Origin of the sequence: Enterococcus silesiacus (assembly GCF_001886225.1) — a bacterium.
Taxonomy (GTDB): Bacteria; Bacillota; Bacilli; order Lactobacillales; family Enterococcaceae; genus Enterococcus_L; species Enterococcus_L silesiacus.
The window spans coordinates 13,138-29,367 of record NZ_JXLC01000021.1; the positions used below are offsets into that span (position 1 = coordinate 13,138).

At 34.5% G+C, this 16,230-nt stretch carries 14 protein-coding genes and 1 riboswitch; all 14 genes read right to left on the reverse strand.

What is annotated here, in order from left to right; all coding sequences use genetic code 11:
• Positions 1-480: 480 nt before the first annotated feature.
• On the reverse strand, positions 481-870 hold the full coding sequence (locus RV15_RS13350) for a DUF3887 domain-containing protein (RefSeq protein WP_071878520.1): 390 nt from the start codon (positions 868-870) through the stop codon (positions 481-483).
• Positions 867-1,562, reverse strand: coding sequence for a YhfC family glutamic-type intramembrane protease (locus tag RV15_RS13355; protein WP_083429186.1), 696 nt, complete (start codon positions 1,560-1,562; stop codon positions 867-869). Before RV15_RS13355 ends, RV15_RS13350 begins: the two co-directional genes overlap by 4 nt.
• A gap of 85 nt (positions 1,563-1,647) precedes the next feature.
• A complete protein-coding gene (locus tag RV15_RS13360) occupies positions 1,648-2,883 on the reverse strand; it encodes a GHKL domain-containing protein (protein ID WP_071878522.1) in 1,236 nt (411 codons plus the stop codon).
• A gap of 144 nt (positions 2,884-3,027) precedes the next feature.
• The gene (locus tag RV15_RS13365) at positions 3,028-3,759 is read right to left on the reverse strand and encodes a LytR/AlgR family response regulator transcription factor (RefSeq protein WP_071878523.1); all 732 of its coding nucleotides are present in this window, start codon (positions 3,757-3,759) and stop codon (positions 3,028-3,030) included.
• A 176-nt stretch (positions 3,760-3,935) separates the two neighbouring features.
• A complete protein-coding gene (mgtA, locus tag RV15_RS13370) occupies positions 3,936-6,665 on the reverse strand; it encodes a magnesium-translocating P-type ATPase (protein WP_281246841.1) in 2,730 nt (909 codons plus the stop codon).
• 164 nt (positions 6,666-6,829) lie between these two features.
• Entirely contained in the window at positions 6,830-7,327 is a 498-nt protein-coding gene (locus tag RV15_RS13375) for a GNAT family N-acetyltransferase (protein ID WP_071878525.1), read from the reverse strand.
• Positions 7,328-7,359: 32 nt separating this feature from the next.
• Positions 7,360-8,070 carry an MgtC/SapB family protein gene (locus RV15_RS13380; protein ID WP_342715579.1) on the reverse strand — a complete coding sequence of 237 codons (711 nt, stop codon included), beginning with the start codon at positions 8,068-8,070 and terminating at the stop codon, positions 7,360-7,362.
• A gap of 491 nt (positions 8,071-8,561) precedes the next feature.
• Positions 8,562-8,732: riboswitch (M-box (ykoK) riboswitch) on the reverse strand.
• A 156-nt stretch (positions 8,733-8,888) separates the two neighbouring features.
• Positions 8,889-9,359, reverse strand: coding sequence for a hypothetical protein (locus RV15_RS13385; RefSeq protein ID WP_071878527.1), 471 nt, complete (start codon positions 9,357-9,359; stop codon positions 8,889-8,891).
• Between the two features lie 112 nt (positions 9,360-9,471).
• Positions 9,472-10,401, reverse strand: a complete 930-nt coding sequence (gene dnaI, locus RV15_RS13390; RefSeq protein ID WP_071878528.1) for a primosomal protein DnaI — start codon at positions 10,399-10,401, stop codon at positions 9,472-9,474.
• Positions 10,401-11,807 (reverse strand): replication initiation and membrane attachment family protein, encoded by a 1,407-nt coding sequence (locus tag RV15_RS13395; RefSeq protein ID WP_071878529.1) that lies wholly within the window; start codon positions 11,805-11,807, stop codon positions 10,401-10,403. The genes dnaI and RV15_RS13395 overlap by 1 nt, the downstream gene beginning before the upstream one ends.
• 12 nt (positions 11,808-11,819) lie before the next feature.
• Entirely contained in the window at positions 11,820-12,305 is a 486-nt protein-coding gene (gene nrdR / locus RV15_RS13400; protein WP_010761066.1) for a transcriptional regulator NrdR, read from the reverse strand.
• 228 nt (positions 12,306-12,533) lie between these two features.
• Entirely contained in the window at positions 12,534-14,162 is a 1,629-nt protein-coding gene (locus tag RV15_RS13405) for a glycosyltransferase (RefSeq protein ID WP_071878530.1), read from the reverse strand.
• A 48-nt stretch (positions 14,163-14,210) separates the two neighbouring features.
• Positions 14,211-14,759, reverse strand: coding sequence for a pectate lyase-like adhesive domain-containing protein (locus RV15_RS13410; protein ID WP_071878531.1), 549 nt, complete (start codon positions 14,757-14,759; stop codon positions 14,211-14,213).
• Positions 14,760-14,805: 46 nt separating this feature from the next.
• Positions 14,806-16,035 carry a nucleotide sugar dehydrogenase gene (locus RV15_RS13415; RefSeq protein ID WP_071878532.1) on the reverse strand — a complete coding sequence of 410 codons (1,230 nt, stop codon included), beginning with the start codon at positions 16,033-16,035 and terminating at the stop codon, positions 14,806-14,808.
• Positions 16,036-16,230: the final 195 nt, after the last annotated feature.

Sequence of the window (16,230 nt, forward strand, 5' to 3'; positions counted from 1 at the left end):
TTTCATAAGGATTGATTTGTGCAGCTAGATAATATTAAAGCGTAGCAGGCTCGCTCAGCTTCGACTGAAAAATAGGAAATTATGAATGAGGTGCTTTTTGTCTCAATCATAATTTATCTTTTTTCCGAGAAGCTAGCCCATAGCTAGATAATGTTAAAGTGCATTACACAAAGTTCTAGCTCATAAAAAAGCTACTATATAAATAGTATCCTTACTTTATCAAAAAGACATTAGGTCTTTTGTACTATTTTTTCAAGGTCTAAAGTCTGATTAATTCTGACCTTATGAATTAATTATACAGATTTGGTCAGTATTGGTCAAACAAAAAGCATCGATTTTTTTGACCAATTTAACCTACCTGTTTTTATCATACAACTTATTCATTTTTTCGCAAATATTATTGCCATTAAACTAAAAAATAGAGAAGAAACAACGCGCAGAAACGCATTATTTCTTCTCCACAATTTGCTGTAAAGTTTTCTATTTAATGAAAAAACCTTCTAATTTTTCATTATCATTAATCGTAATTGTAAAAACTCTTTTATCCTTTTCATATTTAGCAACTAAGACCACTACATAAAAATCATCCTTCTTTTCAACTGTACTCTTATCAAATTTTTCAAAGGCTCCTGATTTTTTGAGAACCGGCGCAACAGCTTTTTCAAAATCGGTTTTATTTAATTGATTGAGCAATTGATCTGAAAAAGAGTCGCTCGCTTTTTCATAGTTCCCATCATTGATCAGTGTAACAATTTCCTCAGCCTTAGCTGTCATTTTGCTTGATGTTTCTTGATCGACTTTTTCTCCACAAGCAGTCAACATTGTCATTCCAATAACTATAGTGATAATTGATGATATTACTTTTTTCATTTTGTTACACTCCACTCTTTTTTTAATTTCATACTATAAAAACCTAAACAAAGTACACTAATGCCAAAAAGACTTTCCGTTAAAAGAAGTGATTGTTCCCCAAAGAATTGCACGATTGTAATCATTGAATCAACCATTCCGTGTAAAATTATCGCTAACCACAGATATTTAATATTTTTTTCTTTTACACCTTTCATCACAATTATCGATAATTCTACATGAAGGATCATCGCGATGATTCTTTCCAGACTTCCCCATAAAAAATCGCTATTCAAACTATCTGGACTGGTCGTAAAAAAATAGATCATTGCGTTTATCCCTAGAAACAAAAAGGCTTCAATTCCTCCATGACCTAAGCCAAAAAATACCGCAGTTTGAAAAGAATCGTTCTTTTTCAAGCAATACTTCATAATGAGATATCTACCTACTTCCTCAAAAATTCCTGCAGTAATAGCCAAAAATAGCATGTAAAGAAATGGATGCAACGATTGAAAGAGATTAAATCCAATACTATTTTTTGATAAAAGCTGTAATAATGGCATTCTCAACATTAGTTGAAAAATAATGAATGTCAAACAACCTAAAAGAAACGCTTTAACATACCTCTTTTTTACTAAACAATACAAAAAAAGAGCTACTGGAAAAATACCACCCACACTTAACGCTATCAAAGCACTAAACAATTTACTCACCTCGTTTCATCTGTCAACTTCAAGGTAAGTATACATTGTCTCAGCTACTCTGTAACGCTCCTGTTCATAAGTGGTATCGTTTCATTCATAATTGGTTCACACTAACTTTGTTGATTTTGAAAATTTGGGTAAAATAATCTTGTTCCACGATTGTTTCCAACATTAAATTTGCTGAATGATTTACTATTTGCTCCAAAGAGAATAAACCGTAGCCTCTTTGATTTAGCTTATTTTCTTTAGTTGATGCGGACTTTTGAAACATTTTATCAACGGGCATTATCTTTTCAGAGCAACTATTTTTTACGACGAAAAATAGTTCATTATCCACTTCGAAAAAAGCAATCACTAATACTTTTTCTTTGGATGCAGCAGCTTCTTCAATTGCATTATCAATCACGATCGATACACCTCTAATAAAATCCACCAGATCCAGATATATTTGATTTATTTCCCTTGGGATATCGACAGTAACATTTAAATCTTGCTGGCAAGCATCTATAACTTTTACACTCAGAACACTTTTGATTTCAAGAATTTTTATCTTAGTTAATTTAGTCAGTTCAAGCTCTTTATTTGAGATGATTTTTGACGTTGGTTTAATGATCTCATTATATACTTGCTGAATCTGTTTTAAATCTTTAGATCGAATACTTTCATCCAAAGAAAGAAGCACGTTTAGATAGTCATGCCTAAAAGTCGCCAACTCTTCATGCAATATTTCTAACTTCTCTGTATAACGTTGCATTTCATAATATTCGGATTCTTTTTGTTTGACTAATCGTTTCTTATTTGACAGTTTAAAGCTATAGTAAAAGAAAAAAAGAGCTAATCCAAAAGCCAGAAATAACAATGGATATGCAATGAATTCAAACTGCCAAAAATAATGCTGATAAGAAAATGATTCTGGATTAAAGGCCATAAAAAGAAAGAAGTTGCAAACTAAAATAAATAAGATACTTAAATACAACAGCGGACTTTCAACCAAATAAGCAAAGACTTGGCCAACTTTTTTTCGTAACATTATTAATAAACCTAATAAAATCAGCGCCACAGCCAAAGGTAACACAATGAACGTTGAAAAATAAACTGGAAATGCTGAATGAATCAACAACCAATTAAGAATTTTATTCAATTCACTTTGCAAAAATGTTATTAAAAAAACGGTTAACCCAGAAAAATAAATATTTTCCACTAGTGATAATTTCTGCTGTTTTTGACTTAAACCTAAATAAAACAACAGCAGAAAAATAGTAACTACAGAATAAATGTTGTACCCATTACTATTAAAAAATCCTGTAACGATTGTCAAAACAGCATTCATTATAAAAAGCCTAATCCAGGTTACTTTACTATTTATCAGCTCCAAATAAAAAATGAAGTAAACGAATCCAATGACTAAACTTGTACTTATAGTAATTATTCCCGTGTTCACTGACCAACCATCCCTTTTTTTAAAATACTTTTTTTATCTTTCTCTCCAACAGTCAGTCACTGATTTCAATAGTCGTCTTGATACTGGAATTTTCATTCCATTTAATAAAATCAACTCGCGGTTATGGTGATCGATTTCACAAATTTTATCCAAATTAACAACATATGATTGGTGACAACGTATGAATTGGTTCTTTGTACGTTCAACTTCTTTTAATTCACCATAGAAACGTAGCGATCGATTTTGAGTAAACAGTGCTAAGCGATGTGCCTCTGTTGTCATTGCATAATAAAAATCTGAAATAGGGACTTTAATTGTTGAATGACTATTATTAATAAATAAATAGTCATTCATCTCTTGTTTTTGATTCAACTGTCGATATTTAACCAGACACTTTTCAATTTCTAGCTTTAATTTTTCTGGCTCCGTCATTTTATCGATAAATGTTAAAGCTGAGACCATATATTGATAGGATATCGGAGCAAACTCGGAATGTGTCGTTATAAAAACAATTAAACCGGTATCGTCAATTGTACGAATCTTTTTAGCAACTTCAAAGCCGTTATATGTTGATTTTTTGATTTCTATATCAAGAAAATACAGATTTTGCGTGAATGATTTTGAAATCTGCTCTATAATCTGCTTCCCTTTATTTGTAACATGGATCTCTTCATAGTTGATACTATTTTCCTGGCAAATTTCTTCTACTAATCTTTTTAAGGCTTGCGCTTGAATAATATCGTCTTCTAAAATAAAAATACTCATCCAGTCTCAGTCCTCGATTAATTTTATATTTTTTTAAACTAACTCAATTATACAAGCTTTTTTATAAAAAAACACATCAAGTTCAATAAAATAAAAGCAAAGTCAGAACACACAATCAAGAATGTTCAACTCTGCTTTTATTGGGGTAAAATCCTCATACATAAATTCTAGTTATTTTACAATAGTTCACCAAAACGATTTACATAGAATTTTTTGACGATCATCACTAGCACCAAGTAACTGACTATCGTTACAGCTAACCATGCAAAATAGTTTAGTGGTAATTCAGCTAAGCCCAAAGTTTGACCAAATCCTGTAAATGGTAAAATCGTTCCTACCGCAATTCCTAATGAAGTAATTGTTGTTAGAATAAACGATGCTCGACTTTGTAAAAATGGTATTTTGGGTGTCCGCAATGTGTGGATCACCAATGTTTGCGACCAAAGTGATTCAACAAACCAACCCGCATGGAAAATTGCAATAAAAGTCGCTTGTTGTGCTGGAGCTAGGTCATGATAATTGCCACCAACTAATTGCGGGCAAATAACAAAGTACATTAACAAATACGTCGTAATATCAAAAACTGAGCTAGTGGGTCCTAACCATGTCATGAAGGAACCGATTTTTGACGCATCCCATTTTTTAGGTTGTTCCAAGTACTGATCATCAACATGATCCCACGGTATCGACATGCAAGAAATATCATAAATCAAATTCAAAAACAGCAATTGTAGTGGTAGCATTGGTAAAAATGGTAAGAAGATACTTGCAACAACGACTGAAAACATATTGCCAAAATTAGAACTCGCTGTCATTTTGACATATTTCATGATATTTCCAAAAGTCGTTCTACCTGCTAATAAGCCACGTTCAAGAATCATCAAGTCTTTTTCCAGCAAGATGACATCTGCCGATTCTTTTGCAATATCTACTGCAGTATCAACAGAAATTCCTACATCTGCTTCCTTCATTGCAGGGGCATCATTAATTCCGTCACCCATGAAACCAATTGTATGCCCAGCTTCTCTTAATACCTGAACGATTCTTGTTTTTTGCTGCGGTGTTAATTTTACGAAAATGTTATATTTTTCCGCGATCGTTTTTAATTCAAAATCGTTCATTCGTGTGATTTCGTTGCCAGTGATTAATTCTTCATTGGCTAATCCTACTTGCTTACATACCGACTTTGTCACTAATGCATTATCACCAGTTAATACTTTCACACCAACCCCATGATTTTTTAGGGCTTCTAAAGCAGCTTTCGTTGTTTCTTTTGGTGGATCAAGAAAGGCAAGATAGCCGATCAATACCATTTCATTTTCATCAGAAACAGAGAACTCATCAATTGTCGCAGGGTTTGTCTTTTGAGAAACCGCCAATACACGTAAGCCATCTTCATTTAACGCTTCAACTGTTTTTAAAATTTCACTTTTAAGTTCTTCAGTTAATGGAGTGACTGCTCCTTGATAATCAACGAAGCTTGAAATGTCCAACATTTCTTCTACAGCACCTTTCGTGATCATTTGCGTTTTTCCAGCGGCATCTTCGATCACGACGCTCATCCGACGACGTTTAAAATCAAAGGGAATTTCGTCTACTTTTCGATAATCAGAAGGATCGATCGATAATTCTGATTTCGCTGCATCAATGATGGCAACATCCATTAAATTTTTCAATCCTGTTTGATAATAACTATTGAAAAAAGCATGGCGTAATACGCGACTATCTTCTTTTCCATCACAGTCTAAATGATACTCTAAGATAATTTTATCTTGAGTCAGTGTACCTGTTTTGTCTGTGCATAAAATATCGATTGCACCGAAGTTCTGAATTGCATTTAAGTTTTTAATAATAGTTCCCTTTTTCGCCATACTTGACGCACCTTTTACAAGATTGGTCGTGACGATCATCGGCAACATTTCTGGTGTTAAACCAACCGCGACAGACAAACCAAAAAGAAAGGCTTCAAACCAATCACCTTTTGTTAAGCCATTGATCAAAAATACTGCAGGTGCCATCACTAACATAAACCGAATCAATAACCACGATGTTCTGCTAATCCCTACTTCAAAATTTGTTTGAGGATTTTTATCAGAAACATCTCGCGCTACTTTCCCGAAAAGTGTACCTTCTCCCACTGAAACTACAATTCCTTCGGCGCTACCACTGATGACATTACTGCCCATAAATACAATGTTTTCATATTCTGTTTCAACACTGTTCACCTTTAGTTTATAGTCTGCTCTTTTTTCTACTGGATAACTTTCACCTGTCATAGCTGATTGAGAAACAAATAAATCTTTGGTTTTCATTAATCGTATATCTGCCGGAATCATATCTCCTGCTGACAATTTTACGATATCTCCGCAAACAATTTCTTCTATGGGAAGTTCTACTGTTTTTTTTCTGCGAACGACAGTTGCTGTAACTTTTACTAAATTATTCAATTTTTCTGCTGCTTGATTTGATTTAACCGATTGAATCAGGGTCATTGTTCCACTGATCAAGACCATCGCTAAAATAATCAAAACACCAACAAGATCACGATCCTCAGGCGCTGCAATCACATAATCAGTGATGAACGAAATGATTGCTAATGTAAGGAGGACAATCGTAAAAGGGGTAAAATATGCTTTGATTATCTCAACAATCAATGGTGTTTTTTTACCATGTGTAATGATATTTTCTCCGTACTTTTCTCTTGATAGGATGGCTTGCTGATGCGTTAGTCCTCCTTTAGAAGATTTAAAATACGTTATGATATTTTCAATTGAGTTTCTTGCAAAATATTCATACGATTGATTGCTCTTTTTTGATACTAATTCTCTTTTCTCCATTTGTTTCTCCTTCTTTCTAAAACTCTGATTATTGAAATCAAAAACGATTGTCAGAACACAATCATTCATTTGATTTCAATGATATTGTATTTTTTAGGGAACGGACTCATGGAAAAAGAGAGGCTGTTATCGGAGGAAGTTACTTGACTATACTAGAAACAAATAGACAATAGTATTCACATATCTTTAACAACGGTTTCTTTTTACATAAGTCCTTGATCATCTGACTACTGTCATCCATTTGTTTCCATCTCCTTTAGCGTTATATGTTTAATAATTCCAAGCTTGCCTATATTATTTTTAGCGTAAAACCTTTTCTCGAATTTTTTTAAAATCACTTGTCCATCTGAATACGCACACCCGACACTTTGATACCCAAAATGATCATAAAAACCCCAAGCTTGCTTACGTCCAGTTAAAAATACAGATTGAAAGTTCATCAGCTCTGCAATTCTTTCAGCAGATTCAAGCAATTTTTTTCCTAGGCCAAACCCTTGATAGCTTTCATCGATAGCCACTTGTTTGATTTGAGCTGCTGTTTGAGTTTTCATTGAAAGAAGTAATGTTCCCACCACTCTTCCATCAATCATCGCTGCCATATGGATGTCCTTTTTTTCATTTAAGGGTAAGTCATTAATCCAAGCTTTACCTGCACTTGTTTTTAGCAACTGGTTTCTTAACTTTATTCCTGCCCAATATTCTTCACTATTCCAATTTACGATTTTCACCATCGCTGCTTTACCATGTTGATTCCTCCATTCTTTTAGTTATTCATTTGATTAATCTCGATGATTTCTGAAAGCTGAGATAATTCTGAAATGATCGTATTGACAGCAAGTGTGCCATTTCTTGTCGCTTCGATTTCCAAAAATAGTCGGACTTTTTTTCCTGCTAGGTCTGTACAAGAAAACTTAGTAAATGTTAAACAATATTTATCTAACAATTGGATGATTTCTGTTCTAAGCATGACCTCACAAGTATTACTCGCAATCACTGAAAGATAATGGATCGACTCTATTTGTTTGTCTTCTCTTTGAACCGTGTAATCATCTATTTTGAGAGATAAATTTCTTAACAGGATATTGACTAACATTAAAACAACCGCACAAAGGACTCCTTCAATCACAAACCCAGCTCCAATCATGCTACCAACTGCTGCTGAACACCATAAAGTTGCCGCTGTATTGATACCTGTCACACTAAACCCTTCTCTTAAAATCACTCCCCCAGCAAGAAAACCGATCCCACTAACTACTTGTGCTGCTATTCTTGTCGGACTACTATCGTCTTGGATCAATGTAGACAATGAGACAAATTGACACGAACCAAATGTCACTAAAGTCATCGTTCTCATACCAGCTAATTTTTTCCGCCATTGTCTTTCTGCTCCAATAATCATTCCGGCAAAAATACTAGCAATAATACTGATTAAAAATGCATAAGTTTGCTCCTTTCTTAGATTTGCTTGTTGGATGTTAGGCTTTTTGGTCTTATCTTTCGTGGCTTACTAAGGAATGCTCACTATCTGCTTCATCATTTTGGAGAAATTTGTTGTTTCTTTTAATGGATTACTTCTCTCCCTTTGGTCGCCAAATACTGTTCATCATCTACTCTGGTCCTTGTTTAATCATAGTGGGTCTATTCTTAAAGCTTTTAGAATTTGATACAGTCGTAACGAATTATGGTGATTCAGGACTAAGGTTACTTCTCTCCCTTTGGTCGCCAAGTACTGTTCATCATCTACTCTGGCCCTTGTTTAATCATAGTGGGTCTATTCTTAAAGCTTTTAGAATTTGATACAGTCGTAACGAATTATGGTGATTCAGGACTAAGGTTACTTCTCTCCCTTTGGTCGCCAAGTACTGTTCATCATCTACTCTGGCGAAGCCAATCGTAGTGATTCACAGCAAAAACCTTCCGCCAAAACTCAGCGGAAGGTCATAAATAGGCGCACAAAAAAAAGCCTGCATGATCTAGTCGTTGAGTTTTGGCACTATACAACGTAAAAAGCAGAGCTTTTAGCTACCTTATGAAAAGCCTTGTAATCGACAATCCCTGTTCTACCCATTGGCATCTCTCGATGTTTTTGGGCAGTAGCCTGTGTTTGTATAGGAGCCTCACCTAACAAATCTATTTAGTTATCTTACAGGTGAAACTATACCATCATTTTAAAATGACTGTCAACACTTTTATTTAAATTTTATTTTTTAATCATTTCAAATATCAAAAAAACAGACACTAAAAACGTATGTTTTTTTACGTTTTCAGTCATCTGTTTTTTTAAATTTTTTATTAAATTTTTTCTACTTTCACAACTGAATTACCAGCAACTTGTGGTGGGATCGACATCGTCATAGCAGGTAAATCAACCAAAGTAAATTGGACCTTATCCCCTGCTTTCAAATTTTCTTCTGTAACATCATCAGCTAATTGGTTTGTTGAGACATTTAAAATAACTCCCTCATTTTTCATCATACCAAGGATTTTTTCGGGATCTTCAATTGCTTTGACCTCATTTAAAACCAAGCGAATCGATTGATCCACCGTTTCGTTTTTCTTCGCATCTTCAACTAAGACAGCCGTAAAAACTGCTTGCGACCTTTCTTTGTCTAAACTGCTAGATGTAGGTTCAGTTGATTGTTCTTTGTTACTAGTCAATATAGTTTCACTGCTTCCTTTCGATGTATCTTTTTTATTTTCAGCACAGGCTCCTAAAGAAATTAATGTCAAAATCGACAATAATGATACTACGATTTTTTTCATAAACTCGCCCTCCAATAGTGATACTTTATTATAAACGATCGCATTCATATCAGTCCATTCCTAGAATTGTAAGATTATTGGATACAAAAAAACTGTCTAGCGACTAGACAGTTTAACCATTTCTTCGATCATTGCCAGACATCGTGATCTCTTTTGCCAAGTATCGAATACGTTCCATGATTCTACGAGCTTTCAAAGGTTCTTGTTCTCCGCGTTGCGTCACGGATAAATGTTTCTCTAACTCTTTCAAATCAAGATTTGATGAAAAGAACGTCACTAATTGCTCTTGCATTCGATATTGTAAAATAACGCTCAATACATCATCACGAATCCAAGAAGTCATTGATTCCGCACCTAAATCGTCAATCATCAAAACTGGTGATTTCTTGACCGCATCTAGCTTTGGTCCAACCATGTCTTTACCAATTGCTTGCTTCATCTCTACTGTAAATGTTGGAAAATGAACGATCGTCGTAACAAAACCACGCTCAGCTAAACTATTAGCTATTGCACCCAACAAGAACGATTTTCCGACACCAAACGTTCCTTGAAGATAAAGCCCTTTATGAAATTCTTTTGGTTTTGACGTGTATTCATTTAAAAATTTCATTGTCTCAGCCATCGCTTGAGCGCGACCTTGGGATGCTGTATCGAATCTACTTAAACTAGCTTCACGAACATCTTTTGGCATATCCATTGCACGCACTCGCTTACGAATTTCGTCTTCTTTTTGCTTAGCGATAAGCGCTTCTGTCGGTACATAGGTGACATCAATATAATGGAAATTCAAGGTCAATTTAGGCTCGTATCCAGGAGCAATCATGGTTGGATCATTCAGCTGATATTTACGTTTTTCTTGAACAAATTCATAAAGTTTTGAATAGCTTTTGCGAACATCATCGTCCGTCAATCGCTCGCGATTTTCCTGAATAAACTGTTGCACATCTGTATCTTTTAAGACAACTTCAACAAGCTCATTGTACCGTTCGTTCATATCTCTATTTTGAATGATTTTTGACATTTCTTTGCCTACATCTTCCATTATTTGTCGCCTCCTTTACTCAAGAAATCTTGAATTTCTTTATCCAATCTTGCTTGCTCTTCTTTAGATAACTTTTGTTCCTCAACTGGATTTTCTACCCAGTCAGGCAACGTTTCTTGACGAATCGGTCGATTATTTTGACCATATCGTTGTCTTGTTTGCTTTTGTTCCTTGCCTTTTTTAGCAATTTCACGCACATGCTCAATGGCCTTTTCTGGTGAAAAAATACCACTTTGTGCCCACTCATTAGCAATTCGATTGATATAGTCCGCTTTTAGTGTGGGTTGTTTTTGGATATTATAAACATAATTGATCAATACATTAATCACACTATTAGGCAAACCAGATTTACTCACCAAATACTTGACCAACGAACGTTCTTGAGGAGTTGTATACCCACCACGTTCATTTTTTAAAGCTTCCAAATAATTTAGTGGAAAATTCTTTTCACTATCCATGATCATTTGGATATCTTGAGTTGAAAAGCCGTTCATTTTTAATGAGTTATAGCGATACGTTTGTTGATCCTCAGCAGATAAATCCACCGAATCATTCTGTTGAAACTCACTAAGTCTTTGTTTTTTATCAGGATCATAGGTTCTATAAATTGCTCGTTCAAAGTCTTTGACATCAATCTTACTCGTATAATAATCAAATGATTTAGAACAAAAATCGATCATTTCCAATTCTGTAATGCCAAATAAATTATGAAAGACAAACACTTCTTCTTTAAATCCAGTATTATTGTCTGGAAGCTTGATTCCAAGTTTCTCGATTCCTTGAACAAAATAGGACCAATCAAAGCTTTCGTTGACGGCACTTGGTTTTCCGGCAGGCCTTGGATCATCAAAAGCTTGCTCCATTTGACTTAGCTGTTTGCTTTGAGACACGATTTGCTCTTCTTTGAAGACATAGATGTCCTTAAATCCTACTGATACCTCTTCAAAGCCAGTTAAATTAAGATATTTCGGCTTAAAGTGATCAAATAACTTATCTAGCTTTCTTTGCCCTACGCTATTTAACAGTGTTAATGACAATACTTCATCTTTAAAAAAACGCTCAGCAGTTTCAGGATGATTTAAACGATAGATGAAATGGATGCCTAATTCGGAATCCTCTTTGGCAAAGGTCGACAATAAGCCAATACCTTCTAATTTCATTCTAGCTGCTTCAATTTGTTTCATGCTGATATCCATCATCGTGATCAGATCGGCATGAAACAGAGATTCACTCATTCCCGACTCATCAATCTCTGATAAAAGTGTTAAATATAAGCTGAATGCTTGCGCACCAATTATTGGCTGATATAAAAGCGTCAATACCGCTTGTTCTTGATCCGCTAAGGGAGAAGCAATCGCTGTTTTAAATATACTTTTAGGACGGATTTCTTTCCAATTGTCTTTCAAGGAAAGACCTCCTTATTCATTCGTTGTATCTGAATTTGAAGATTTTGCTTTATCAACGATTCCCTGCAGTTCTTTTAAGAACACACTCATATCTTTAAATTGACGGTAGACACTGGCAAATCGGATATAGGCGATTTCATCCAAATTAACTAAATCTTCCATTACATATTCTCCGACCAAAGTAGTCGAAATCTCATTTTCACCTAAGCTACGTACACGGTTTTCGACATTGTCAACGATTTGCTCCATTTGTTCCATGGCAACTGGACGTTTTTCAGCCGAACGGATCAATCCACGCAAAATTTTCTCTCTATTAAACTCTTCCCGGTCGCCATTTTTCTTGATGACTAACAAAGGGGCTGCTTCAATTCGTTCGAATGTTGTAAAACGGTAATTGCAATTTTCACATTCTCTTCGACGACGAATCGCACGACCATCATCAGCTTGGCGACTATCGATTACACGGGAGTTATTATGATGACATCTTGGACAACGCATAGTGTTCACCTCATTTTATCTAATAATATCTATTTTTAAAGTTTCGTTTTAGTTTACTTTCTATATTATAACATGAAATGCCTGAGAAACCAGTCATTAACGATTACTTCTTAAGCATTTTTTTCTTATTGTAGGTCTCTTATTTAATAACAAATTTTGATTGTTTAAAAAAAAATAATCGAGTGAGACAACGTTCCAACCGTTCAATCTGACCCAATTATTATCGTCTTACAGTTCTATTTTGTCTCGCGTGCCCCAACCTGTATTCTTATGAGTAATATATCCCCAAATTCGAACAGGTGACAATACAAAAATTGCCCATAGTACAGTAAATGGAAAAGCTAAAAAAACAATCCATTTATCCCGATTTGCCAAATCATTCCTGGGAATTGAAAGATAGGCTAAGGAATAAACTGCACTAAATGCTAACGGAGCAACTAAAATTAATGGAAAATCGGTCATTACAAAAAATACCCAGTAAATCAATTGATACTTAATAACATTCATAGCCGCAAACATTGCCCAGCCAAATGCCTGTCTAAAAAAAACAAAACTATTAACAGGGAACAGCGCTAACCGCCAAAAACCTCTAATAAAACTGCCTCTGTTCCAACGTAGATGTTGTCGCACATGATGACTCAATTTATTCGGCAAATCTGTATAAGAAACTGCTGTCATTTGAGCAACGGTTCTCCCTAAAAGCATTGCCGCCATTGTTAAGAAACTATCATCTGAAAATTCTACTCTAACACGACCAAACGTTTCATTTTCATATCCTAATTTTTGCGCTAAGTATAACACTTCAGCCCGATAAAAGGCAATGGGGCCGCTATTAACAGCTACACTGCCAAACATAGAGTTCATCGATCGTTCTATCAATACCATGTGTCCGATCACTAATAAATCTGTAATTACAGTCAAAAGATTATCTGTAACATTTCTTGTCACGATCACACCCGCAACGGAATAAACACGCTCATCTTCAAACGGAATAATGCCTTGTTCTATCGCGTGCTCTTCAAAAACAGTATCACTATCGATCGTCAAAATAATCTCATTATGAAAATCAGAAATTTCTAAATGCTTATACGCATTTAGTTGTGCTGCCCGTTTTCCACTATTTTTCTGCTTAATAAATTGAAAGGAGATTCCTTTTTCCGCAAAAATCTCTTGGTATTCTTTTGCAATCTCTGAATAATCAACAAGCGAGCTGCCATCATCAACTGCTACTAATTCAGCCGGCAGAAGTGTTTGATTTAGAATAGATTGAAATGTATTTTTAACGTTTTCAATTGGTTCATTATACATAGGCATCAGTATATATACATTTCGATTACTGACTTTTTCATAGGCATATGGCGTATATAGAGTACTTAAAATAAGGGTGGCTAATGCCATACCACCGCTCATTGTAAAAAAAGGTGCAATCCCACTCAAAGAATGGCGATAACCACTTGGCAACCTAAATTGAAACCATACAATCGCTAAAGAAAGAATCGAAACAATCGTAAATACTAACAAAAAACCATTTTTATTATACAGTGTATGCTTAATATTCTGACTTCGAATATTTGCCCAAAAGCCTATTTTATAGCGCCTAATTTTAGGCTTGATTCCTAACTTACGTAATATTTTTTTCTGTTGAGGTTTAAATGTACAATGAATAATGATTTCTAACATAAAAATGATCAACATGACTAGTAATGGGAGTTTTCCAGATAAAATAAAACTTTCGATTGACGGGTGAAAAAAATGAATCAACTCATAAACTGAGATATACAGTATGGAGACGATGGGGATCATATACAGAAAAATTATACCTAAGAATTCTAATAAAAAGAAAAATCCTTTTTTCATCAAAACATCCTTTCAAAAAAGTTTTGCAGTGAATCTAATCTATTTTGCTTAATAATGATAACTCCTTATCAACGTTACCTCTTTGAATTCAAGCTCCACTCCCTTGGGAAGGTCTAGTTCTACATTGCCCAAATTAATGCTTTGTTGTTCACCACTGACCAAAACTTTTCGACTAAGATTTCGTTTGATTAGACTTACCTTGAGTATTGTTTGTTTTTGCTCTTTTTTTAAGGTATCATCGTAACGAAAAATCTTCTCTTCACGGACTTTTATCAACTGATTTAGCGCCAATTTATTTTGAGATTGAGGAAATTTAATGTCTCTTTTGAGATTAATTTCAGTCAATTCCTTATTTGAAATTGCTGCCACTAACTCTTCCCATGAATAGATATCTACGTATTTCTTTTCCTTAACAATCAGCAAATCCTCTTGTTTTTTGGATGTATCAAATAAAAATTTATCTCTTCCGTAAATTAGGAAAATCACCGCAAGAAGAAGGAACAATGGTAATAGAACTATTTTTAATAGCTGGCATGAGCGATTTTGTTCAACGTGTTGTTTTTCTTTGCGTCTGTTTTTTCTCGAACTATCATTCATTATTTTTTCCACCTCCTACTTGAATAATCTATAATCAACGGGGGCATTAAACGGTCGTTAAATCATAAAACAATTGACTCTTATCCATAATAAGTTTTTTCTTGTCCTCATACACATCATGATCAACAGCATATATTACTAGATCATATTGCATCAGTTGTTGATAATCTTGTTCTAAACCGATTACTGTTTCATCGGTTGATGCACTGTATGGGTGCATCACATCATCATATGCAACAACGCTTATATTTTTCGCTTTTAATTTTTTTATCAGTGAAATAACTGAAGACATTCTGACATCAGCAATATTTTTTTTATATGTTACACCAATAACAGCAATACTCATCTCTGCAAACTCTTTTTTGCTCTGCGCCGAAAGATCTTTGATTTTTTCTAAATAATAATCAAGCATTGAATCGTTGATTTTTCCTGCTATATCGATCAGTGGTGTTTCTACTCCTCGGTCCGCCATCAGCCAAGTAAGATAATAAGGATCTACAGGGATACAGTGACCGCCAATGCCTAAATTTGGTGTAAATTTCATAAATCCAAAAGGTTTTGTTGCCGCTGCTTCTAACACTTCGCCTACTTCGATGTCTAAATTATCCGAAATTTTTTGAAGTTCATCTGCTAAAGCGATATTGACCAAACGGAAAGTATTTTCATATATTTTAGCTAATTCAGCCGTTTTCAAATTGGAAACGGAAGAAACATGGCTTCCAAAAAAATCTTCCACTTTTGATAGGCATTTGTTTGTATGTCCTGCAACGATTCTTGGGATTTTAGCACTGAGAGATTGTGTATTTCCTGGATCAATTCTTTCTGGGGAATAAGCGATGAAAAGATCAATTCCGATATGATAACCAAGTTTAGAAAACTCAGCTACAAGATATTCTTCCGTTGTTCCAGGATACGTTGTACTTTCTAAAATAATCAACGAGCCTATTTTCACTTTATTTTTGATCAAATTGACAGCCGATTTGATATAGCTTAGATCAGGAATTTTATTTTTATCGATTGGTGTAGGTACGTCAATAATATAGACATCTTTACCTTTGATTAATTGCCCATCATAGGTAAATACAGTCCTTTTTTCTTTCAACATTTGAACTGTTTCATCCAATACTGTGTCAAGAGGACTGATTCCTTTATTCAATATATCCACTTTTCGTTTATCAATATCAAATCCAATTACTTTATGACCATTTTTCACATGATTTATTATACTTGGTAGCCCAACATAGCCCAAACCAATTACCACTACTTCTTTTTTCATTTCACATTCCACTACCTTTTATTTTTTTTGCAATCCTTTTGCTCACAAAAGATAACACAGGTTTGACGGAATTGTCTATGTTTTCCGAACGAAAAACGTTATTTTAAAACGTTTATATAAATAACCATATTACGGTTCTATATGTATTAAAAAAACAAGAAAGCCACGTAAAAGCAATGCTCAATACGTGGTTAC

Excerpts from the sequence above, each read along its gene's own strand:
- RV15_RS13350 (WP_071878520.1), bottom strand. The coding sequence starts at position 870 with ATGAAAAAAGTAATATCATCAATTATCACTATAGTTATTGGAATGACA.
- RV15_RS13360 (WP_071878522.1), bottom strand. The coding sequence starts at position 2,883 with ATGAATGCTGTTTTGACAATCGTTACAGGATTTTTTAATAGTAATGGG.
- RV15_RS13365 (WP_071878523.1), bottom strand. The coding sequence starts at position 3,759 with ATGAGTATTTTTATTTTAGAAGACGATATTATTCAAGCGCAAGCCTTA.
- mgtA (WP_281246841.1), bottom strand. The coding sequence starts at position 6,665 with ATGAATGATTGTGTTCTGACAATCGTTTTTGATTTCAATAATCAGAGT.
- RV15_RS13375 (WP_071878525.1), bottom strand. The coding sequence starts at position 7,327 with ATGGTGAAAATCGTAAATTGGAATAGTGAAGAATATTGGGCAGGAATA.
- RV15_RS13385 (WP_071878527.1), bottom strand. The coding sequence starts at position 9,359 with ATGAAAAAAATCGTAGTATCATTATTGTCGATTTTGACATTAATTTCT.
- dnaI (WP_071878528.1), bottom strand. The coding sequence starts at position 10,401 with ATGGAAGATGTAGGCAAAGAAATGTCAAAAATCATTCAAAATAGAGAT.
- nrdR (WP_010761066.1), bottom strand. The coding sequence starts at position 12,305 with ATGCGTTGTCCAAGATGTCATCATAATAACTCCCGTGTAATCGATAGT.
- RV15_RS13405 (WP_071878530.1), bottom strand. The coding sequence starts at position 14,162 with ATGAAAAAAGGATTTTTCTTTTTATTAGAATTCTTAGGTATAATTTTT.
- RV15_RS13410 (WP_071878531.1), bottom strand. The coding sequence starts at position 14,759 with ATGAATGATAGTTCGAGAAAAAACAGACGCAAAGAAAAACAACACGTT.
- RV15_RS13415 (WP_071878532.1), bottom strand. The coding sequence starts at position 16,035 with ATGAAAAAAGAAGTAGTGGTAATTGGTTTGGGCTATGTTGGGCTACCA.